Genomic DNA, 20193 nt, shown 5'->3' on the forward strand with positions numbered 1-20193 from the left:
CCGCGCCGGGCGCCCGGCGCGGCGTCACCACGCCGCCCCCGCGACCCCCGCCCCGGCGAACGACAGCGCCGTGCCGACCAGCACCGACACCGCCAGGTACAGCCCGGACAGCGCGACCCGCCGGGTCGACGCCAGCGTGAACACCTCGTACGAGAAGGTCGACCAGGTCGACAGCGCCCCGCAGAACCCGGTCGCCAGCAGCAACTGCCCGTGGCCGCCCAGGTGTCCGCGGGTCGCCGCCTCGGCGAGGAACCCGAGCAGCAGGCAGGCCGCGGCGTTGGCGGCCAGCGTCCCGTACGGGAACGGGCTGTGCATACGGGACTTGACCGCGACCCCGGTCAGGTAGCGGGTCGGCGCGCCCAGCAGGCCGCCGGCCAGGACGAGCAGCCAGTCAGCGAGCACCGGACGCCTCCTGGTGCGCCGGGACGCCCACCGCGGCGCGCGCCGCGAACACGCCGGCCACCACCCCGGCCAGCGCCGCCAGCACGGTCAGCAGCAGGTAGGCCGCGGCGGTACCGTAGGCGTCGCCGCGCACCAACTCCCGCACGTTGTCCGTGTAGTGGGAGAAGGTGGTGAACCCGCCGAGGAACCCGGTGCCCAGCAGGGCGCCCGCCAGCTTCTTCTGCCGGGGGAAGCGCGCCGCCAGCACCGTCATCAGGGCGCCCATCGCCAGGCAGCCCACCGCGTTGACGGTCAGGATCGGCCACGGGAACTCCGTCCCGGAGGTCGGCCACAGCCGCTCCACCCCGTACCGGGCGCCCGCGCCGAGCGCCCCGCCCACCGCCACCGCCGCCAGCACCGGCGGCTGCCGGCCCGGCGCGTGCTCGGAGTGCGCGTGCCCCGGCGGGCGGGCCCGGTGGCGTGCCGGGTCGAGGTACGGACTGGTCATCGGGCTCCTCCAGGGGATGCCGTGGGCCGAACAGGCGAACAATCGCGAACACGCGCTTGGTCCGTCCGGCCGTCCGGCCGTGGCGGGATAGAAGTGACTGCCGGTCACCTTCGGTACGCAGCAGCGTATTTGACTCACACCGGCAGTCCGTGGACATTTCGGGAGAAGAAGTGACACACGGTACCGACCGCGGCCCGCGTCGCGCCCTGGACCGCGAACCGCTCGGCTACCTGACCGCCGCGCTGCGCGGCGTCGGCCAGGTCGACCTGCAACCCCGGCTGCTCACCGGCGCGTTCATCCTGGCCGGGCTCTGGGCGGCCGGCTGGCGGGTCGGCCTGTTCGCGACGCTCGGCACGCTGCTCTCCACCGCGGCCGCCTACGCGTTCGGCGTCGACCGCGACTCCATCGCCCAGGGCCTGCAAGGCTTCTCGGGCTGCCTGACCGGCATCGCCCTGGTCGGCTCGCTCGGCCACCACCCCGCCACCTACGTCCTCACCGTGGTCGGCTGCGTGCTGTGCACGGTGCTGACGGCCGCGCTCGGCACCCTGCTCGCGCCGTACGGGCTGAGCGCGCTGACCGCGCCGTTCTGCGTCGTCTCCGGGGTGATAGTGCTCGGTGCCCCCTCCTTCGCCCGGATCTGGCACGGCGACCCCGCGCCGGTCGCCGACCCCACCGGCGGCGACCCCGCGATCACCTTCACCGACCTGTGGCACGCCTTCTTCGGCAACGTCTCGCAGGTCTTCCTGGTGGACAGCTGGTACGTCGGCCTGATCATGCTGGCCGGCCTGGCCTGCGCGGGCGCCCGGGTGGTGCTCGCCGCCGCGCTCGGCTCGGTCGCCGGGATCGTCGCGGCCTGGGCGCTCGGCGCGCCGACCGCCCAGATCGCCTCCGGCATCTACGGCTACAACGCCGTCCTGGTCGGCATCGCGCTCGGCGCCGTCCTGCTGCCCGCCACCCCCTGGAACGCGGGCTACGCGCTGTTCGGCGCCGCGCTGTCCACCGGGCTGACCGCCGCGATCACCTCGTTCTTCAAGCCCTTCGACGGCCACACCTTCACCTGGCCGTTCATCCTCACCACCTGGGCCCTGCTGGCCGCCGTCCCGCGACTGCCCCGGCTGCGGGCCGCCGGCGCCACCGGCTGACCCGTCCCGAGAAAGGCACCGCCGATGAACCTCGCGCCCCGCGAGATCGACAAACTGGTCGTCTACGTGGTCGCCGACCTGGCCCGCAAGCGCCAGGGCCGCGGCCTCAAGCTGAACTACAGCGAAGCGGTCGCGCTGATCACCGAGGCCATCCTGGAGGCCGCCCGGGACGGCAGGTCGGTCGCCGACTGCATGGAGCTCGGCCGGCACGTCCTCGGCGCCGACGACTGCATGGACGGGGTGCGGCGGATGCTGCCGCTGCTCCAGGTCGAGGCGTCCTTCGTCGACGGCACCAAGCTGGTCTCCGTGCACGACCCCATCGGCGGCTGACGGTGTCCGACACCCGGGTCCACACCATCGCGGTCTGCGGCCCCGAGGCCGGACACGGCAGCGCGCTGCGGCACCTCGCCGGACCGGACACCACCGTGGTCGCCACCGGCCGCGAACTCTGCCGGGCACTCGCCGCCCGGCCCGCCCGGCAGGACACCGCCGTCGTCCCGATGACGCTCGGCCGCGACCCCGAACTGGCCGCCGACGCCGCCCGCGCCGTCCGCGCCCTGCCGCCCGAGGGGCTCCGGGACGCCCCGGTCGCCGTCGCCGAGCCCTTCGGCGACGCGGGCCACCTGGTCGGCTGGCTGCGGGCCGCCGCCTCGACCGCCCCCGCCGAGGCCGCGCTGCTGCTCACCGCCCCCGGCGGCGACCCGTACCAGGACGCCGAGCTGTACCGGATCGCCCACCTGGTGCGGCGGTACGGGCGGCACCGGCTGGTCGAGTGCGCGCTGCTCGGCGGCGACCCCGACCCGGCCGAGGGCCTGCGGCGCTGCGTGCTGCTCGGAGCCCGGCAGGTCGCGGTGCTCTCCGCGTCCTTCCGGCCGCCCGACCCGCCGCCCGCCCCAGCCCGCACCACCGTGCTGGACGCCGGACCGCTGCTCGGCCCCGCCGCGCTCGCCGCCGTGCTCGCCGCCCGGGCCACCGCCGCCGTCCGCCGGCGGCGCGCGGGCGGCGGCGACGGCCTGGCCGCCGCGCTGGCCGCCGCCGAGGGCCACGGGCCCGCCCACGGCCACGACCACGGCCCCGGCGGGCACCACCACGACCACCCGCACCACCACGTCCACGTCCACCCGTCCCCGCTGACGGCCGCAAGGAGCCACCTGTGAGTTTCGGCACGTACCTGTACGGCGATGGCGACATCGAGATCAACGCGGGCCGCCGCACCCTGACCGTCGAGGTGGTCAACACCGGCGACCGCGCGGTCCAGGTCGGCTCGCACTACCACTTCTTCGAGGTCAACCCGGCGCTGCGGTTCGACCGCGACCGGACGCTCGGCACCCACCTGAACATCCCGGCCGGCACCTCGGTGCGGATCGAGCCCGGCGGCACCCGCGAGGTCGAGCTGTGCGAGTACGGCGGCACCGGCCGGCTGGTCGGCTTCAGCGGCCTGCTGAACGGCAGCACGGTCTCGCACCCGGCCCGGATCGAGGCGTTCCGCAAGGCGTACGCGGACGGCTTCCAGGGCGCGGAGGGCGACGACCGGGGCGCCGGGCAGGACGGGAACGACGACGGGCAGGACTCCGGGAAGAAGAAGGGCGCCAACTGAGATGCCGATCATGACCCGCCGGCAGTACACCGACATGTTCGGCCCGACCGTCGGCGACCGGTTCCAACTCGCCGACACCAACCTGGTCGTCGAGGTCGAGAAGGACTACAGCGAGGGCCTGTACGGCGACGAGATCGTCTACGGCGGCGGCAAGACCATGCGCGACGGCATGGGCGCCGACCCGCAGGCCACCGCCGCGCAGGGCGCGCTGGACACCGTGATCACCAACGTGGTGGTGATCGATCCGGTGATCGGCGTCGTCAAGTGCGACATCGGGATCAAGGACGGCCTCATCGCGGGCATCGGCAAGTCCGGCAACCCGCAGACCCAGAACGACGTCGACCCGCGCCTGGTGATCGGCCCCGGCACCGAGGCGATCTCCGGCGAGCACCTGATCGCCACCGCCGGCGCGATCGACACCCACGTCCACCTGATCTCCCCGCAGCAGGCCGAGCACGCGCTGACCAACGGCATCACCACCCTGATCGGCGGCGGCACCGGCCCGTCCGACGGCACCAACGGCACCACCTGCACCCCGGGACCGTTCAACATCGCCCGGTTCCTGCAGGCCGCCGAGGAGGTGCCGGTCAACATCGGCATCATGGGCAAGGGCAACGGCAGCCTGCCCGCCGCGCTGGACGAGCAGATCGCGGCCGGCGCCTGCGCGCTGAAGGTGCACGAGGACTGGGGCGCCACCCCCGCCGTCATCGACAACGCGCTGAACGCCGCCGACCGGCACGACGTCCAGGTGGCGATCCACACCGACAGCCTGAACGAGTCCGGGTTCTTCGAGGACACCCGCTCGGCGATCGACGGCCGCACCATCCACACCTTCCACTCCGAGGGCGCGGGCGGCGGCCACGCCCCCGACATCCTGCGGGTCACCGGCGAGCCCAACGTGCTGCCCTCGTCCACCAACCCGACGCTGCCGTACACCCGCAACTCGGTCGACGAACTGCTCGACATGGTGATGGTCTGCCACCACCTCAACCCCGACATCCCGGAGGACGTCTCGTTCGCCGACTCCCGGGTCCGGGCCGAGACCATCGCCGCCGAGTCGGTGCTGCACGACCTCGGCGTGATCAGCATCGTCTCGTCCGACTCGCAGGCGATGGGCCGGGTCGGCGAGTCCGTCACCCGCTGCTTCCAGATCGCCCACCACTGCAAGGACAAGCGCGGCCCGCTGGACGGCGACAGCCCCCGCAACGACAACCAGCGGGTGCTGCGCTACCTGGCCAAGGTCACCATCAACCCGGCCATCGCCACCGGCATCGCCGACCACGTCGGCTCGCTGGAGGCCGGCAAGCTCGCCGACATCGTGCTCTGGCCGATCCACTCGTTCGCCGCCAAACCCAAGATGATCATCAAGGGCGGGATCATCTCCTGGGCCCAGATGGGCGACCCGAACGCCTCCCTGCCCACCCCCCAACCGGTGCTCTACCGGCCGATGTTCGGCCAGTTCGGCCGCGCCCAGCAGGCCACCCACGTCACCTTCATGTCGCAGGCCGGGATCGCCGCCGGCGTCCCCGAGGAACTCGGCCTGCGGCGGCGCGTCCTGCCGGTGCGCGGCACCCGGGTGATCGGCAAGCACCACATGGTCCGCAACAACGCGCTGCCGAAGGTCGAGGTCGACCCGGAGACCTTCAAGGTCACCCTGGACGGCGAGGTCGCCACCATCGAACCCGCCCAGTCGCTGCCGCTCAACCAGCTCTACTTCGTGGTGTAGCGGATGTTCCACAGCCCGGACGCCCTTCCGGAGCGCCGGCCCCCCGACTCCCGGCCCGGGGGGCTGCCCGCCCTGCTGGTCAGCCTGCAACTCGCCGACTCCGCCTTCCCCAGCGGCTTCTACACCCTCTCGCACGGCCTGGAGGGCTACGCCCAGGCCGGGGCCGTCACCCCCGACACGCTGCCCGCGCTGCTCGCCGACCTGCTCCGGCACGGCGTCGGCCCGTCCGACGCCACCGCCCTCGTCCTCGCCCACCGGGCCGTCACCGCAGGCGAGTTGACCCATGCCGTCCGGGTCGACCGGCGGCTGTACGCGGCCAAGCTCAGCCGGGAGACCCGGCAGGCCGCCACCCGCACCGGGCGGCAGCTGCTCGACCTCGCCGCCGAGGTCTTCGACCGGCCGCCGATCGCCGACTACCTGCGGCTGGTCACCGACCGCCGGGCCCCCGGCTGCCAGGCCGTCGCCGCCGGGATCGTCCAGGCCGCCGCCGGCGTCCCGGTCGACCAGGCCGTCGCCGCCGACCTGTACGCCTTCGCCGCCAGCTTCGCCGGCGCCGCGCTGCGGCTGCGGCTCACCGACCACCGCAGGGCCCAGGTGCTGCTGCGCGGCGCCGCCCCCGTCATCGAGGAGGCCGTCGCGGCCGCCCTCGTCCGCCCGGAGGCCGACCTCGGCGCCGGCGCGCCCGCCGCCGACATCATGTCCGGCCGCCACGAGCGCGCCGACGCCCGGCTGTTCGCCACCTGACACCCCGAGAGAGAAGGAGAGGACCCATGGACGACAACGTCCTGCGGATCGGCATCGGCGGCCCGGTCGGCTCCGGCAAGACCGCGCTGATCGAGGCGCTGGTGCCGGTGCTGATCGCCCGCGGCCACCGCCCCGCCGTGATCACCAACGACATCTACACCCAGGAGGACGCCCAGCACGTCCGCCGCACCCTGGCCGGCGTCCTCGACCCCGACCTGGTGGTCGGCGTGGAGACCGGCGCCTGCCCGCACACCGCCGTCCGCGACGACCCGACGATGAACCTGGCGGCCGGCGCCGAACTGCTCGAGCGCTTCCCGGAGATCGACACCCTGCTGTACGAGTCCGGCGGCGACAACCTGACGCTGACCTTCAGCCCGGTGCTGGCCGACGTCTTCGTCTTCGTCCTGGACACCGCCGAGGGCGAGAAGATGCCCCGCAAGCGCGGCCCCGGCATCACCGAGTCCGACCTGCTCGTCATCAACAAGATCGACATCGCCCGGTACGTCCGCACCGACATCGCGGTGATGGAGTCCGACGCGCACAAGGTCCGCGGCGGCAAGCCGGTCATCCTCACCAACTCGCTCGACGGCACCGGCATCGAGGAACTCGCCGCGTTCCTCAACAACCGCCGCAAGGCGCTGATCTGACGTGACCCCCACCCCGTCCCGCCCGGCCGCGACCGTCGACCGGCTCGACGCGGCGCACTGGGCCGCCGGCCACCTCCCCGCCGAGGTGGCCGGCCTGGCCGCCCGCCCCGACACCCTCGCCCCCGGCTCGCCCGCCAAGGTCGGCGTCCTCGACCTGGCCTTCGCCGTCCGCGGCGGCCGCACCGAACTCGTCGAGCGCTACCAGAAGACCCCGCTGCAGATCATGCGCCCGCTCTGGATCGACCCCCTCCGGCCCGACGCCGCCCACGTCTACCTGATGGCCACCGGCGGCGGCATCGCCCAGGCCGACCGCTACCGGATCGACGTCCGCTGCGGCCCCGGCACCCGCGTCCACCTCACCACCCAGGCCGCCACCAAGGTGTTCCGGATGGAACAGGACTACGCCAGCCAGCTCGTCCACCTCACCGCCGACGACGGCGCCTACCTGGAGTACCTGCCCGACCCGCTGATCCCGTTCGCCGGCTCCCGGTTCCACCAGCGCACCACCGTCACCGCCGCGCCCGGCGCCACCGTCGTGCTCGCCGAGACCCTCACCGCCGGACGGCTCGCCCGCGGCGAACGGCACGACTACCGGGTGCTCACCACCGACCTGGAGATCACCCGCCCCGACGGCACCCCGCTCGCCGTCGACACCCTGCGGCTCACCCCCGGCGCCGACCGCGCCGCCGTCACCGGACCCGCCGTCCTCGCCGGCCACGACCACCTCGCCACCCTGTACGCCGTCAGCGGCCTGCGCCCCGCCGCCGAGATCGCCGACACCCTGTACCGCGCCCTCGACGGCACCGGCCTGCGCTACGGCGTCTCCACCCTGCCCGAGGACAGCGGCGCCTGGCTGCGCCTGCTGGAGGACAGCCCCGTCCGCACCGCCGCCGCCCTCGACGCCGCCTGGCGGGCCGTCCGGCTGCTGCTCACCGGACTGCCCGCGCCCGCCCCGCGCAAGACCTGACCCCCCGCCCCCCTCACGAGAGGTACCCCCGTGCTCTCCGCGCCCCCGCCGATGCCCCCGGCCTACAACGCCGGCGACACGGCCTGGCTGCTGGCCTCCACCGCGATGGTCCTGCTGATGACGCCCGGACTGGCGTTCTTCTACGGCGGGATGGTCCGGCTCAAGCACGTCCTGATGATGATCAAGATGAGCTTCGCGGCGCTCGCCCTCGGCAGCCTGGTCTGGTGGGCGCTCGGCTACACGCTGGCCTTCGGGCCGGACGCCGGCGGGGCCGGGGTGATCGGCAACCTCGACCGGGCGTTCCTGCGCGGCGTCGAGATCGACACCCTCACCGGCGCCATCCCCACCTACATCTTCGCCACCTTCCAGATGGGCTTCGCCGTCGTCACCGTCGCCCTGATCAGCGGCTCGGTCGCCGACCGGGCCCGGATGCGCGGCTGGCTGGTGTTCGTCCCGCTCTGGCTGCTGCTGGTCTACGCGCCCACCGCGCACTGGGTGTTCGACTCCCGGGGCTGGATCCACGACAAGCTCGGCGCCCTCGACTTCGCCGGCGGCCTGCCGGTCGAACTCAGCTCCGGCGCCGCCGGCCTCGCCGTCGCGCTCGCCCTGCGCGGCCCCCGCGACTGGGCCCGCCGCGAGGAGCGGCCCAACAACATCCCGCTGGTGGTGATCGGCGTCGGCCTGCTCTGGTTCGGCTGGTTCGGCTTCAACTCCGGCTCCGCGCTCAGCGACCAGGGCACCGCCGCCGCGGCCTTCCTCAACACCCAGCTCGGCGGCGCCGCCGCCATGGTCAGCTGGCCGCTGGTCGAGAAGTGGCGCACCGGCAGGGTCAGCACCACCGGCGTGGTCTCCGCGGGCGTGGCCGGCATGGTCGCCATCACCCCCGCCTGCGGCGAGATCGACCCGCTCGGCGCCGTCGTCACCGGCCTGGTCGCCGGCGCGGTCTGCGGCTGGGCCGTCACCCTCAAGTACCGCTTCGGCGTGGACGACACCCTCGACGTGGTCGGCGTGCACGGCGTCGGCGGCCTCACCGGACTGCTGATGGTCGGCCTGTTCGCCACCGCCCGGATCAGCGGCACCGAGGGCCTGTTCTACGGCGGCGGCTGGAGCCTGCTCGGCAAGCAGGCGCTCGCCGCGCTCGCCGTCGCCGCGTTCTCCTGCACCCTGACCTGGCTGCTCGCCAAGCTCGTCCACGCCACGGTCGGCTTCCGGGCCGCCGCCGCGTACGCGCACGTCCCCGGCGCCGCCGAGGAGACCGCCTACGACACCCTCACCGCCGCCCGGCTCGGCGCCCTCGTCGACGCCGACGCCGCGCACGGCGACGGGGAACTCGTCCGGAAGATCGCCGGACTGCTCAGGGAGCGCCGCGCGGACGGCAGTTGACCGGCCCGGTTACCGCCGCCCGCTCGGGGACGGTCAGCGGCCCGCCAGCCACAGCCCCAGCAGCGCGCAGGCCGCCGCGCCCGCCAGCACCGGGACGAACGGCAGCCGGCGGCGGCCGCCGCCCGGGCCCTGCGCCGCGTACAGCACCGGCCAGAGCACCAGGTAGGCCAGCGCGACCCCGGACCAGCCGAGCGGGCCCAGCCACTCGTCCGGGCCGCGCCAGGCCGCGCCGAGGCCCGCCAGCAGGCCGGAGACGGTGAACAGGGCCGCGCCGGAGCACAGCACGCCGAGCCGGGAGGAGGTCACCCCCGGATGGTGACCGCCCCGGACGACCGCCCGGTCGCGACCCGGTGGCCGGGGCGTGAACGGAAGGCGCGGACGGGCGCTGGACAGCGGACGGCCGGGCGGCGGAGGATGCGCGCACGGGCCCCGGAGAACACGAAAGGCAGGGAGCGCGCGCTCTCCTGCCGTTATCAAACTTATACCGCACGGGGGGCCTTGCCGCAAGGCCCCCCCGATGCCGCACAATCGCTGATCTGACCGGGGAACCCGCGCGAAACAGCACAGACGGGGCAGACCGCGAGCAGCACGCGGACGGAGCGCGGCCCACCCGGCAGCGGATCGGAGTCACCACACCATGAACCAGCCGACGACCGGCGCCTTCGACCTGCCCGAGCGGCTCGCCGCCAAGGCGGACCCGGCCCTGATCGCCGCCGACGACCGGCACTTCGCCGAGATCGCCGACACCCTGCGACGGGACGTCGCGGAGCTGACCGCGCGCCTGGACCAGGCCCGCCGCAGCCCCGGCGGGGCCGGGCAGGCGGCGATGGACCGGGACAACGAGGTGCACCAGCTCTCCGCCCGGCTGCGCACCCTGAACCGCTTCGGCCACGACCTGTGCCTGGGCCGGATCGTCCGCGCCGACGACCCCGAGCCGATCTACGTCGGCCGCCTCGGCCTGGCCGACGCCGACGGCCGCCGGCTGCTGGTCGACTGGCGCTCGCCCGCCGCCGAGCCGTTCTTCGCCGCCACCCACGCCAACCCGATGGGCCTGGCCAGCCGCCGCCGCTACCGCTGGCAGCGCGGCAAGGTCGGCGACTACTGGGACGAGGTGTTCACCGCCGACGGCCTGGAGGGGCACGCCGCCCTCGACGACCAGTCCGCCTTCATCGCCAGCCTCGGCAGCTCCCGCTCCGAGCGGATGCGCGACGTGCTGGCCACCATCCAGGCCGACCAGGACGCGATCATCCGGGCCGGCTCGCGCGGCGCCCTGGTGGTCGACGGCGGCCCCGGCACCGGCAAGACCGTGGTCGCCCTGCACCGCACCGCCCACCTGCTGTACTCCGACCCGCGGCTGGGCCACCGCAAGGGCCGGGTGCTGTTCGTCGGCCCGCACCAGCCGTACCTGGCGTACGTCTCCGACGTGCTGCCCAGCCTCGGCGAGGAGGGCGTGCAGACCTGCACGCTGCGCGACCTGCTGCCCGAGGGCCCCGGCGTCGGGCCCGAGCCCGACCCCGAGGTGGCCCGGCTGAAGGCCGCCGCCGGGATGGTGCACGCGATCGAGAAGGCCGTCGCCGTCTACGAGGAGCCGCCCGCCGAGGGCCGCAAGCTCTCCACCGAGTGGTACGAGCTGTGGATCGACCCGGAGGACTGGGCCGAGGCGTTCGCCGCCCCCGGCCCCGGCGTCCCGCACAACGAGGCCCGGCAGCAGATCCTCGACGAGCTGATCACCATCCTGCTGGACAAGAACGCCGACTCCTTCGACGACGAGGACGGCATCTCGCCCGAGGTGCTCCGCCGCGAACTGCGCCGCGACCCCGAACTGCTCGGCGCGCTCCGCCGGGCCTGGCCGATCCTGGAGCACACCGACCTGGTCGGCGACCTGTGGACCGTCCCCGCCTACCTGCGGCTGTGCGCGCCCTGGCTGGACCGCGAGGAGATCCGCGCCCTCCAGCGCACCGACCCCGCCGCCTGGACGCTCGCCGACCTGCCGCTGCTCGACGCCGCCCGCCGCCGCCTCGGCGACACCGACGCCGACCGCCGCCAGCGCGCCCACCGGGCCCGGATCGCCGCCGAACGCGAACTCATGGACGGCGTCGTCGACCACCTGCTGAAGTCCGACGACGACGGCGAGGGCGCCGTCGCCATGCTGCGCGGCGCCGACCTGCGCGACGCGCTGATCGACCACACCGAGGCCGAACCCGTCCACCCCGACCTGCTGGCCGGCCCGTTCGCGCACATCGTGGTCGACGAGGCGCAGGAACTCACCGACGCCGAGTGGCAGATGCTGATCGCCCGCTGCCCGTCCCGCTCCTTCACCATCGTCGGCGACCGCGCCCAGGCCAGGCACGGCTTCACCGAGTCGTGGACCGAACGCCTGGAGCGGGCCGGCCTGGACCGCGTCACGATCACCTCGCTGACCGTCAACTACCGCACGCCCGAAGAGGTGATGGCCGAGGCCGAGCCGGTGATCCGGGCCGCGCTGCCCGACGCCAACGTGCCGACCTCGATCCGCCGCAGCGGCCTGCCCGTCCACCACGGCGCCCGCGCCGAACGGGACGCGCTGCTGGACGCCTGGCTGGCCGAGCACCCCGAGGGCACCGCCTGCGTGATCGGCGACCCGACCTTCCTCGGCGGCGGCCGGGTCCGCTCGCTCAGCCCCGAACTGGTCAAGGGCCTGGAGTTCGACCTGGTGGTGATCGTCGACCCGGAGTCCTTCGGCGACGGCGTCGAGGGCGCCGTCGACCGGTACGTGGCGATGACCCGCGCCACCGGGCAGCTCGCGATCCTGCGCTGACCGGTCGGGGGGTGCGGCTCAGTCCACCGCCTCGGGGTGGGTGAGCCGCAACTCCTCGATGTCCAGCCGGGTCTCCAGCGAGACCAGCACGGTGTCGTCGATCCGGCGCTCGGCCCGCAGCCGGACCAGCGCGGCCCGCTTGCGGGCGATCAGGGCCAGGTGCAGCGCGGTGTCCCGGGGGTCGCGCTCGAAGGCGCCCGGGGCGGCGCCGTCGGCGCCGTCGGCGGCGGCCAGGTCGGCCAGCGCGCCCTCCAGCTCGCGCCGGTAGCGGTCGACCAGCTCACCGTCCGCGCCCGCCTCGGCCGCCGCCTCCGGCAGCGCCGCCAGCGCGGTGCGCAGCAGCGTCTCGTGCGCGAGCCGCTCCTCCGCGCCGTCCGCCGCCGGGTCCGGCAGCCGGGCCCAGCGGACCACGCCCGGCAGCACCAGGCCGTGCAGCAGCGTCACCACGATCACGCCGAAGGTGACGAAGACGATCAGGTCCCGGTCCGGGAACGGCTCGCCGGAGTCCAGCGTCGCCGGGACGGCCAGCGCGGCGGCCAGCGACACCGCGCCGCGGAACCCGGCCAGCCCGCTGACGATCCGGGCCCGGCCGCTGACCCGCCGCTCGCGCTGCTGCGGACGCCGGTCCACCGCCCGGATCAGGTACGCCGAGGCGAACAGGAACGCGATCCTGGTCCCGGACAGCACCACCGCCACCACGACCACCATCGCCAGCGCCCGGGCCACCGAGGTCGCGGTCAGCCCGCGCACCGCGCCCTGCGCCTCGATGCCGACCAGCACGAACAGCGCGCCGTTCAGCAGGAACGTCCCCAGCGACCAGGACGCGACGATCTGCCGCCGCGCCTCCGCGCTGCCCACCGTCGGCGAGGTCTGACTGATGATCAGCCCCGCGGCGACCACCGCCAGCACCCCCGAGGCCCCCACCGACTCCGCCAGCAGGTAGCCCGAGAACGGGATCAGCAGGAACACCAGGTTCGCCGCCAGCGGGTCCGAGACCCGCCGCCGCACCACCACCCCCAGCCAGGCCGTCAGCACGCCCGCCGCCACCCCGCCCGCGTACGAGAGCGCGAACAGCCAGGACACGTGCAGCACCCCGACACGGTCCTCGCCGACCGTCACGCCCACCGCCAGCCCGTAGACCACCAGCGCCGTACCGTCGTTGACCAGGCTCTCCGCCTTCAGCACCATCAGGTTCCGGCGCGGCAGCAGCCGCGCCACCACCCCCACCGCCGTCGCGTCGGTCGGCGCCACCGCCCCGCCCAGCACCCACGCCGGACCCCACGGCACGCCCATCGCGTGCACCGCCGCGGCGACCGCGCCCGCCGTCAGCACCACCAGCGCGGTGCTCATCAGCACGATGCCGCGCAGGTTGCGCCGGATCTCCTGCAACGAGGAGGTCATCGCCTCCCAGTACAGCAGCACCGGCAGGAACAGCAGCAGCACCACCTCCGGCGGCAGCTCCACCGCCCGCAGCGCCGGCACGAACCCCAGCAGCACGCCCGCGCCCAACTGCAGCACCGGCGCCGCCACCCGGTAGCGCACCGCCGCCACCCGGCAGGCCAGCAGCGCGACACCCAGCAGTACCACCAGCTCCAGCCCGACCACGCGCCCCGCCACTCCCCGCACCGACCGCCGCGGCCTCCCCGGCGGGGCCGCGCGCCCTCGGACGCTACTGCGGGCCGGGCGCCGCCACGGGCCGGGCGCGCCGCCCGGCGGCGCGCCCGGAGGCCGATCGGGTGGCGGGTCGGGTGGCTGTGCGGGTGGCCGGTGGCGGCGCCGCTACTCCCCGGTGAGCAGGCGCCGCTTGGCCAGCGTGAACTCCTCGGCGGTCAGTGCCCCGCGCCGGTGCAGGTCGTGCAGCCGCTCGATCCGGGCGGGCAGGTCGGCGTCCTGCGGCGCGGCGGCCGGGGCGTCCTGCGGGGCGCGCGGCTCGTCCAGCTCCAGCCGGACGTCGGTCGGGTCGGCGGCCAGGAAGCGCACCGTGGCGCCGTCGCCCGCGCGCGGACGGGAGTGCGCGGGGAAGGACGTCCGCAGCTCCTTGGTGTGCTCGGTGCCCCCGAACGGGTAACGCAGCGTCAGGGTCGCGTGGTAGCGGCCGTCGTAGTCCGGGGAGTCGGAGATCCGGGCGACCTCCACCAGGGCGGCCCGGACGGTCTCGCCCTCGTGCCGGATCCGCCACTCCAGCAGCGCCCGCTCCCGCTTGTCCTCCAGCGACCACAGCCGCCACCTGCGCGCGTGCGCGACCGCCGGCACCGCCCCCGCCGCCGCGGCCGCCGCCACCGCCGCCGCGATCCAGCCGCCCCACCCGCCCGCCGCCGCACCGCCCGCCGCCAGCGCCACCGCCACCAGCAGGCTGGGGCCGGTGCCGACCACCGGGAAACCGCCGTCCTCGACGCCGCCCCGGGCCAGCGCCTGGCCGCTCAGGTACATCAGGAAGGCCAGGAACAGCACCACCCCCGCGTACACGTACCCGTCCGAGCCCGGAAAGCCCACGTGCAGCCGGGCCGCCCCCCAACCGCCCGCCGCCACCAGCACCCCGAAGAACCCGATGGCGAACCAGCGCAGGCCCGAGAGGCCCGGCCAGCGCGGCTCGTCCGGCACCACTATGTCGTCCATGGCCGCGATGCTAGCGGCCGCCGGTGAATGGTCCGGACCACGGCCGCCGCAACTCCCCGGCCGGGACGGGCCGCACGGACCCGCACCGCCAGGCACGGATACTCGGCCGCATGGAGACCGAGCCGTACACCGCCCCCTACACCGCCCCCTACCTCGACCCCGAGCAGGCCGCCGCGCTCGCCGCCCGCGGCGGGGTACCCGCGCCGCTGACGCCCGACGGGCTGGCCGCCTGGCAGCGCCGGGACGCCGAACGGCGCCCGCGCCCCACACTGCGCCAACTCGCCGACGGCGGACGGTTCGAGGCCGTCGCGCACGACGCCGACGGCGTCCCCGTCGTCACCGCCCGCCCGGCCGGAGCGGACGGCGCCCTGCCCGCCCTGCTCTACCTGCACGGCGGCGGACTGATCGGCGGCAACGCGTACGCCGTACTGCCGCGCGTGCTGCGTGAGTCGGCCGAACCGCTCGGACTGGCCGTGCTCTCCGTCGACTACCCGCTCGCCCCCGCCGCCCGCTACCCCGCCCCGCTGCACGCCTGCCGCACCGCGCTGCGCTGGGCCGTCCGCGAGGCCGCCGCGCTGCGCATCGACCCCCGGCGGATCGTGCTCGCCGGCAAGAGCGCCGGCGGCGGCCTCGCCGCCGCCCTCGCCCTGCTGCTCCGCGACGAGGGCGGCCCGGCACCGCTCGGCCAACTGCTGCTCAGCCCGATGCTCGACGACCGCGGCACCACCCCGTCCGCCCGCCAGGCCGCCGGCCACGACACCTGGGACGCCACCTCCAACGCCACCGCCTGGCAGGCCGCCCTCGGCCCGCTGCACCGCGCCCCCGACCTCCCCCCGTACGCCGCCCCCGCCCGCGCCCGCGACCTCGCCGGCCTGCCCCCCGCCTACCTGGAAGTCGGCTCCGCCGAGACCTTCCGCGACGAGACCACCGCCTACGCCCACGCCCTCTGGCAGGCCGGCGGCCACGCCGAACTCCACGTCTGGCCCGGCGCCCCGCACGGCTTCGACACCCTCGCCCCGACCGCCGCGATCAGCCGCACGGCGGCCGCGGCCCGCCGCGACTGGCTGCGCCGGCTGCTCGGCCGGCCGGGCGCGGGGATGGGAGGATGACGGCATGGCCGAGTTCCGCGTTCCCGAGCGCCACGCGCAGTTGTTGGAGTTCGCGCAGGGGCTGACGCCCCCCGCGGGCTGGAAGGTCGAGATCTCGGGAGACGAGATCATCATGATGGCCGGGCCGTCGGTGATCCACCAGCGGAACCTGCTCGTCGTCCGGGAGCAGTTCGACGCCCATCGGCCGGCGGGGCTGATGCCCAGTGAGAACACCGACCTGGCCTCGCCGAACGTCGGCAAGCTCCGCAACCCCGACCTGACGTACATCCCGGTGTCGGTGGTGGAGCTCGGCGGCAACGAAGTCCCGGCCGAGCTCGCCGAGATCGCCGTGGAGGTCGTCTCGGTGTCGAACCCCGAGAACGACCTGGTCGGCAAGGTCCGGGACTATCCGCTGATGGGCATTCCGCTCTACCTGGTGATCGACCCGCGCGAGGGCGCGGTCGTGCTGTTCTCGGAGCCCTCCGGCGGGTCGTACCGCAGGCGGTGGGACGGGGCGTTCGGCGACGCCGTTCCGATCCCGGCGCCGTTCGACTTCACGCTGGCCACCGCGAGCCTGGTCCGCTACACCGCCTGACGCGGCGCTAGCCGGGCAGGCGGGTGTCGGTCCAGCCGGTGTCGGTCCAGCCGTCCGGGGTGCGGGTGTGGCGGCGGCGGAGGTGGTGGCGGTCGGGGGCGGCCTGCCAGAACTCGGCCTGGACGGGGTGCAGGGCGTAGCAGCGCTGGGCGGGGGAGGGGGTGGGGCAGGCGGGGGACGGGCGGACCGGGCCGCGGAGGCGGACCTGGCGGCCGTGCGCGGGCCAGTAGACGGTGAGGGCGGCGGCCGGGTGGGCGGCCAGCTGGGCGGTCTTGGGGGCGTCCGGGTCGGTCCAGAAGTGCCAGGAGGCGGACGGGAGTTCGACGTCGCGCAGGACGAGGACCCGGGCGTCCGGACGGCCGTCGGCGTCGACCGTGGCGAGGGTCAGCACCTGGGCGTCCGGGACGCCGGCGGCGAGGGCGTCCAGCAGCCAGGCGGTGAACAGCTCGGCCGGGCCGGTCGGCGCGTGGTCCGGCGGCGGGTAGGCCGGGGCGGCCAGCACCGGGTGGGCGATCAGTGCCCGGACCAGGGGCGGGCGGTCGTCGCTCACCGGCCCTCCTCCGGGGCGGGGACGGGTGCGGGCGCGGGCACCACGGTGGTGCCGTCGGGTCCGAGGGCCTGGCCGGGCGGCAGCAGGACCTGGAGGTGGGTGCTGCTGGGGCCGGGGACGCGGGTGCACGGGTTGTCGATCCGCAACTGGGCCTCGTCGAGCGGGTGGTGGTCGCACAGCAGCCGGACGCGCTCCCGCAGCGCCACGGGGTCGGCGAACCAGCCGGCCGAGTGCCACTGCCAGCCCGCGTGCGCGTCGACGCGGCGGCGGTGCTCCTCGACCTGCTGGCGCTTGCGCTTCCGTTGCCCTGGCATGGGCCCACCTTGACGGTTCGCGGCGGCCGGGGCAACCGGGTTCGCGAGGTGCCGGCGTTCGCCAGAATGGCCGGTATGCCGATCCGTGGAGTGCTGTTCGACGTCGACGGGACCCTGTACGACTACGAGACGGCCGAGGAGGCCGGGCTGCGCGCCCACCTGGCGGCCGAGCGGCTGGCCGACCGGTTCGCCTCGCCGGCGGAGGCGCTGCGGGTGTGGCGGGAAGTCCGGGAACGGGAGTACGCGCGTTTCCTCGACGGCGAGTTGACGATCGAGGCGCAGAAGGCCGCCCGGATACGGGCCTTCCTCGACCGGGCCGGAGTGCCCGACGCGCCCGGCTGGACGGACGGGGCGGCCCTGGCCTGGTTCGCGAGCTACGCGGTCCGCAGGGACGCGGGCCGGCGGGCGTTCGGCGACGCCCTGCCGACGCTGACCGCGCTGGCGGCCCGGTTCCGGCTCGGTGTCGTGTCCAACTCGGCGACCGCGCACCAGCGCGCCAAGCTGACGGCGATCGGGCTGCTCGGCCCCCTCGCCGAACCGCTCGTCTGCTCCCAGGAACACGGCGCCGCCAAACCGGCCGCGAGCATCTTCCTGGCGGGCTGCGCGGTACTCGGACTGGCACCCGCCGAGGTCGCCTACGTCGGCGACGACTACGAGAAGGACGCGCTCGGGGCACGGGACGCGGGGCTGCGGGCCTACTGGCTGGACCGCCCGGGGGCCGGGAGGCCCGCCGGCGCGGCGGTGGACGCCGGGATCCGGGTGGTCGCCTCGCTGACGGAGCTGACGGAGCTGACGGAGCTGACGGAACCGGCGGCTCGGTAGCTCCGTGACCGGTCGGGGTGTTCGGGTGCTGCGGGGGAGGGGTACGGGTGTGCGAGGGGTGCGCGGGGTGGGGTCGCCCGATCGGGCGGCTTATTAGACGCGATGTTGATAAGACGCGTCGAAACCCTTGTCGGGTCCACTACCCGCGAGTAGGTTGCCGGTGTGCCCGCCCGGACGTCCCCGACGCCCCGGCGCTCCGGGCCGCTTCCCGCTCCCCGTCCGCCGCGCGTCAGGAGGCACTGCCATGCCCCGCCCCACCCCGCCCGTCACCGTGCACGACAGCCTGGTGCTCGAACCGCGCGACGTGCACTTCGACTGGTCCGAGCTGCCGCTGCACTGGATCCCCGACGAGCCGATGGCCACCCACACCATCAACGTCCTGCACCTGCTGCTGCCCGAGGGCGAGCGCTGGTTCGTCAAGGTGTTCAAGGACGCGCTGCCGATGATCCGCGACGAGCAGCTCCGCGAGGAGGTGCTCGGCTTCATCGGCCAGGAGGCGATCCACGCCGAGGCGCACCAGGAGGTCCTCGACCACCTGCTCGGCCAGGGCCTCGACCCCCGCCCCTACGTCCGGCAGATCAGCTGGCTGTTCCACCGCGTCCTCGGCGACAAGCCCGGACTCACCGCCCGCCAGCGCCGCGAGAACGTCATCGAACGGGTCGCCTTCGTCGCCGCGATCGAGCACTTCACCGCGTTCCTCGGCAACTGGGCCCTCAACTCGCCCGGCCTCGACCGCGCCGGGGCCGACCCCACCATGCTCGACCTGCTCCGCTGGCACGGCGCCGAGGAGGTCGAACACCGCAGCGTCGCCTACGACCTGATGCGCCACCTCGACCCCGGCTACCTGCGCCGGATCCGCGGCATGGCGGTCTCCGGCCCGCTCCTGATCCACCTGTGGATCCGCGGCACCCGCTTCATGCTCGCCGCCGACCCCACCCTCGACGGCCGCCTCGTCCCCACCTGGCGCGACGCCCGGCGTGCCGCCCGCCGCGGCCTGCTGCCCGAACCCGGACGCTTCCTCCGCTCCGCCGCCCGCTACTTCGGCCCCCGCTACCACCCCACCCGCGAGGGCAGCTCCTCGCAGGCCCTCGCGTACCTGGCGAAGTCGCCCGCCGCGAGCGCCGCCGCCGCCCGCTGATCCCGAGCCCGAGCCCGAGCCCGAGCACGTCCCGTCCCGTCCTGTTTCCTTCCGCGCAGTTCCCCGCCCCGCCCCTCCCCTCCCGGAGCCGTCACGCCATGGATCTCGAAACGTCGCCCCCCGACCTGTACGGACGCCCGCGGGCGGACCGGTTCTTCGCCCGGCTGACCGCGTTCGGGGACTGGTACAGCCCCGCGCTGGGGCGGCCCGGGCTGCGGCGCAGTCCGCGGCGGGGGGAGGCACGGGGGGTGCCGCCGCTGTACCTGGTGGTGGTGTCGCACCGGGTGGTCGCCGAGGACGTGGTGGAGCTGCGGCTGGCCGACCCGTCCGGCGGGACGCTGCCGGCCTGGCAGCCGGGCGCGCGGGTGCGGGTGACGCTGCCGTCCGGCCGGGAGCGGCACTACTCGCTGTGCGGGGACCCGGCCGACCGGCACGCCTACCGGATCGCGGTGCGGCGGATCGCCGACGGCGGCGGCGGGTCGGTGGAGGTGCACGACGCGCTGCACGTGGGGGTGCGGCTGCGGGTGCTGCGGCCGCGCAACGGCTTCGCGTTCTGCGGGGAGGAGAAGGTGCTGTTCCTGGCCGGCGGGATCGGCGTCACGCCGCTGCTCCCGATGGCCCGGGCCGCCCAGCACGCGGGCGTCGACTGGCGGTTGGTGCACACCGGCCGCAGCACCGCCGCGCTCCCGTACACCGCCGAGCTGACGGCGCTCGACCCGGCGCGGGTGACCGTCCGCACCGACGACGCGCAGGGCGTCCCCGACGCCGCCGAGCTGCTCGCGCACGCGCCCCGCGGCGCCGCCGTCTACGTCTGCGGGCCCGCGCCGATGCTGCTCGCCGTCCAGCGCGCGCTGCCCGCCTCGCCCGCCGCCGCACTGCACTTCGAACGGTTCGGGGCCGCGCCGATCCGGGACGGCCACCCGTTCGCCCTCCGGATCGGTGACACGACACTGACCGTCCCGGCGGACCGCTCCGCGCTCGACGTCGCCCGCGAACTCCGCCCCGACCTGCCCTACTCGTGCCGGCAGGGCTTCTGCGGCACCTGCGTGCTCAAGGTCTCCGCCGGCACCCCCGAGCACCGCGACCGCCGCCTCACCGACGAGCAGCGGGCCGCCGGCCTGCTGCTGCCCTGCGTGTCCCGGGCCGCCGCCGGCGAGACCCTCGTCCTGGAGGTGTGA

22 protein-coding genes are annotated in these 20193 nt (G+C 75.2%); 15 read left to right on the plus strand and 7 right to left on the minus strand.

Annotated features, from left to right (window positions below; genetic code table 11):
• Positions 1 to 24: 24 nt before the first annotated feature.
• Together KSE_RS31390 and KSE_RS31395 are read right to left on the minus strand one after the other, a co-directional pair.
• Positions 25 to 402, minus strand: coding sequence for a fluoride efflux transporter FluC (locus KSE_RS31390; protein WP_014139405.1), 378 nt, complete (start codon positions 400 to 402; stop codon positions 25 to 27).
• Positions 392 to 889, minus strand: coding sequence for a fluoride efflux transporter FluC (locus KSE_RS31395; RefSeq protein ID WP_014139406.1), 498 nt, complete (start codon positions 887 to 889; stop codon positions 392 to 394). Before KSE_RS31395 ends, KSE_RS31390 begins: the two co-directional genes overlap by 11 nt.
• Positions 890 to 1059: 170 nt before the next feature.
• Here KSE_RS31395 and KSE_RS31400 point away from each other — a divergent pair, with 170 nt between their 5' ends.
• Genes KSE_RS31400 through KSE_RS31440 form a run of 9 tightly spaced genes read left to right on the plus strand, consistent with a single transcriptional unit; the run spans position 1060 to position 9095 of the window.
• Positions 1060 to 2031 carry an urea transporter gene (locus tag KSE_RS31400; protein WP_033259000.1) on the plus strand — a complete coding sequence of 324 codons (972 nt, stop codon included), beginning with the start codon at positions 1060 to 1062 and terminating at the stop codon, positions 2029 to 2031.
• A gap of 24 nt (positions 2032 to 2055) precedes the next feature.
• A complete protein-coding gene (locus tag KSE_RS31405) occupies positions 2056 to 2361 on the plus strand; it encodes an urease subunit gamma (RefSeq protein WP_014139408.1) in 306 nt (101 codons plus the stop codon).
• A 2-nt stretch (positions 2362 to 2363) separates the two neighbouring features.
• Positions 2364 to 3188: a hypothetical protein gene (locus tag KSE_RS46000; protein WP_014139409.1), complete on the plus strand. Its 825-nt coding sequence runs from the start codon at positions 2364 to 2366 to the stop codon at positions 3186 to 3188.
• Positions 3185 to 3628 carry an urease subunit beta gene (locus tag KSE_RS31415; RefSeq protein WP_014139410.1) on the plus strand — a complete coding sequence of 148 codons (444 nt, stop codon included), beginning with the start codon at positions 3185 to 3187 and terminating at the stop codon, positions 3626 to 3628. The genes KSE_RS46000 and KSE_RS31415 overlap by 4 nt, the downstream gene beginning before the upstream one ends.
• Position 3629: 1 nt before the next feature.
• On the plus strand, positions 3630 to 5354 hold the full coding sequence (ureC, locus tag KSE_RS31420) for an urease subunit alpha (RefSeq protein ID WP_014139411.1): 1725 nt from the start codon (positions 3630 to 3632) through the stop codon (positions 5352 to 5354).
• A 3-nt stretch (positions 5355 to 5357) separates the two neighbouring features.
• A complete protein-coding gene (locus tag KSE_RS31425) occupies positions 5358 to 6098 on the plus strand; it encodes an urease accessory protein UreF (RefSeq protein ID WP_014139412.1) in 741 nt (246 codons plus the stop codon).
• 26 nt (positions 6099 to 6124) lie between these two features.
• Positions 6125 to 6745: an urease accessory protein UreG gene (ureG, locus tag KSE_RS31430; RefSeq protein WP_014139413.1), complete on the plus strand. Its 621-nt coding sequence runs from the start codon at positions 6125 to 6127 to the stop codon at positions 6743 to 6745.
• Between the two features lies 1 nt (position 6746).
• Positions 6747 to 7712: an urease accessory protein UreD gene (locus KSE_RS31435; protein WP_014139414.1), complete on the plus strand. Its 966-nt coding sequence runs from the start codon at positions 6747 to 6749 to the stop codon at positions 7710 to 7712.
• A 30-nt stretch (positions 7713 to 7742) separates the two neighbouring features.
• The gene (locus tag KSE_RS31440) at positions 7743 to 9095 is read left to right on the plus strand and encodes an ammonium transporter (RefSeq protein WP_033259001.1); all 1353 of its coding nucleotides are present in this window, start codon (positions 7743 to 7745) and stop codon (positions 9093 to 9095) included.
• Between the two features lie 33 nt (positions 9096 to 9128).
• Here the strand turns inward: KSE_RS31440 and KSE_RS31445 are convergent, their stop codons facing one another.
• Positions 9129 to 9401, minus strand: coding sequence for a hypothetical protein (locus tag KSE_RS31445; RefSeq protein WP_014139416.1), 273 nt, complete (start codon positions 9399 to 9401; stop codon positions 9129 to 9131).
• Positions 9402 to 9732: 331 nt separating this feature from the next.
• On the opposite strand from KSE_RS31445, the gene helR reads away from it, so the two are divergent.
• The gene (helR, locus tag KSE_RS31450; protein WP_014139417.1) at positions 9733 to 11892 is read left to right on the plus strand and encodes an RNA polymerase recycling motor ATPase HelR; all 2160 of its coding nucleotides are present in this window, start codon (positions 9733 to 9735) and stop codon (positions 11890 to 11892) included.
• An 18-nt stretch (positions 11893 to 11910) separates the two neighbouring features.
• Here the strand turns inward: helR and KSE_RS31455 are convergent, their stop codons facing one another.
• Together KSE_RS31455 and KSE_RS31460 are read right to left on the minus strand one after the other, a co-directional pair.
• Complete coding sequence (locus KSE_RS31455) at positions 11911 to 13497, minus strand: Na+/H+ antiporter (protein WP_014139418.1); 1587 nt, start codon at positions 13495 to 13497, stop codon at positions 11911 to 11913.
• Positions 13498 to 13671: 174 nt separating this feature from the next.
• Positions 13672 to 14508 (minus strand): SHOCT domain-containing protein, encoded by an 837-nt coding sequence (locus KSE_RS31460; RefSeq protein WP_014139419.1) that lies wholly within the window; start codon positions 14506 to 14508, stop codon positions 13672 to 13674.
• A 110-nt stretch (positions 14509 to 14618) separates the two neighbouring features.
• On the opposite strand from KSE_RS31460, the gene KSE_RS31465 reads away from it, so the two are divergent.
• Together KSE_RS31465 and KSE_RS31470 are read left to right on the plus strand one after the other, a co-directional pair.
• Complete coding sequence (locus KSE_RS31465) at positions 14619 to 15617, plus strand: alpha/beta hydrolase (protein ID WP_014139420.1); 999 nt, start codon at positions 14619 to 14621, stop codon at positions 15615 to 15617.
• 4 nt (positions 15618 to 15621) lie between these two features.
• Positions 15622 to 16191 (plus strand): Uma2 family endonuclease, encoded by a 570-nt coding sequence (locus KSE_RS31470; protein ID WP_014139421.1) that lies wholly within the window; start codon positions 15622 to 15624, stop codon positions 16189 to 16191.
• A 7-nt stretch (positions 16192 to 16198) separates the two neighbouring features.
• Here the strand turns inward: KSE_RS31470 and KSE_RS31475 are convergent, their stop codons facing one another.
• Both KSE_RS31475 and KSE_RS42420 read right to left on the minus strand, forming a co-directional pair.
• On the minus strand, positions 16199 to 16741 hold the full coding sequence (locus tag KSE_RS31475; RefSeq protein WP_014139422.1) for a pyridoxamine 5'-phosphate oxidase family protein: 543 nt from the start codon (positions 16739 to 16741) through the stop codon (positions 16199 to 16201).
• Positions 16738 to 17055, minus strand: a complete 318-nt coding sequence (locus KSE_RS42420; protein ID WP_014139423.1) for a hypothetical protein — start codon at positions 17053 to 17055, stop codon at positions 16738 to 16740. Before KSE_RS42420 ends, KSE_RS31475 begins: the two co-directional genes overlap by 4 nt.
• Positions 17056 to 17130: 75 nt before the next feature.
• Here KSE_RS42420 and KSE_RS31485 point away from each other — a divergent pair, with 75 nt between their 5' ends.
• The 3 genes from KSE_RS31485 to KSE_RS31495 all read left to right on the plus strand — a co-directional run bounded on the left by KSE_RS31485 (position 17131) and on the right by KSE_RS31495 (position 20193).
• Entirely contained in the window at positions 17131 to 17877 is a 747-nt protein-coding gene (locus KSE_RS31485; protein ID WP_014139424.1) for an HAD family hydrolase, read from the plus strand.
• A 244-nt stretch (positions 17878 to 18121) separates the two neighbouring features.
• Positions 18122 to 19015, plus strand: coding sequence for a metal-dependent hydrolase (locus KSE_RS31490; protein ID WP_014139425.1), 894 nt, complete (start codon positions 18122 to 18124; stop codon positions 19013 to 19015).
• 98 nt (positions 19016 to 19113) lie between these two features.
• On the plus strand, positions 19114 to 20193 hold the full coding sequence (locus tag KSE_RS31495; protein WP_014139426.1) for a PDR/VanB family oxidoreductase: 1080 nt from the start codon (positions 19114 to 19116) through the stop codon (positions 20191 to 20193).

This window comes from Kitasatospora setae KM-6054 (genome assembly GCF_000269985.1).
GTDB classification, from domain to species: domain Bacteria; phylum Actinomycetota; class Actinomycetes; order Streptomycetales; family Streptomycetaceae; genus Kitasatospora; species Kitasatospora setae.

What these genes read in the sequence shown, in the direction of transcription:
- KSE_RS31395 (WP_014139406.1), bottom strand. Translation starts at nt 889, where the DNA reads ATGACCAGTCCGTACCTCGACCCGGCACGCCACCGGGCCCGCCCGCCG.
- KSE_RS31405 (WP_014139408.1), top strand. Translation starts at nt 2,056, where the DNA reads ATGAACCTCGCGCCCCGCGAGATCGACAAACTGGTCGTCTACGTGGTC.
- ureC (WP_014139411.1), top strand. Translation starts at nt 3,630, where the DNA reads ATGCCGATCATGACCCGCCGGCAGTACACCGACATGTTCGGCCCGACC.
- KSE_RS31425 (WP_014139412.1), top strand. Translation starts at nt 5,358, where the DNA reads ATGTTCCACAGCCCGGACGCCCTTCCGGAGCGCCGGCCCCCCGACTCC.
- ureG (WP_014139413.1), top strand. Translation starts at nt 6,125, where the DNA reads ATGGACGACAACGTCCTGCGGATCGGCATCGGCGGCCCGGTCGGCTCC.
- helR (WP_014139417.1), top strand. Translation starts at nt 9,733, where the DNA reads ATGAACCAGCCGACGACCGGCGCCTTCGACCTGCCCGAGCGGCTCGCC.
- KSE_RS31460 (WP_014139419.1), bottom strand. Translation starts at nt 14,508, where the DNA reads ATGGACGACATAGTGGTGCCGGACGAGCCGCGCTGGCCGGGCCTCTCG.
- KSE_RS31465 (WP_014139420.1), top strand. Translation starts at nt 14,619, where the DNA reads ATGGAGACCGAGCCGTACACCGCCCCCTACACCGCCCCCTACCTCGAC.
- KSE_RS31470 (WP_014139421.1), top strand. Translation starts at nt 15,622, where the DNA reads ATGGCCGAGTTCCGCGTTCCCGAGCGCCACGCGCAGTTGTTGGAGTTC.
- KSE_RS42420 (WP_014139423.1), bottom strand. Translation starts at nt 17,055, where the DNA reads ATGCCAGGGCAACGGAAGCGCAAGCGCCAGCAGGTCGAGGAGCACCGC.
- KSE_RS31485 (WP_014139424.1), top strand. Translation starts at nt 17,131, where the DNA reads ATGCCGATCCGTGGAGTGCTGTTCGACGTCGACGGGACCCTGTACGAC.
- KSE_RS31490 (WP_014139425.1), top strand. Translation starts at nt 18,122, where the DNA reads ATGCCCCGCCCCACCCCGCCCGTCACCGTGCACGACAGCCTGGTGCTC.
- KSE_RS31495 (WP_014139426.1), top strand. Translation starts at nt 19,114, where the DNA reads ATGGATCTCGAAACGTCGCCCCCCGACCTGTACGGACGCCCGCGGGCG.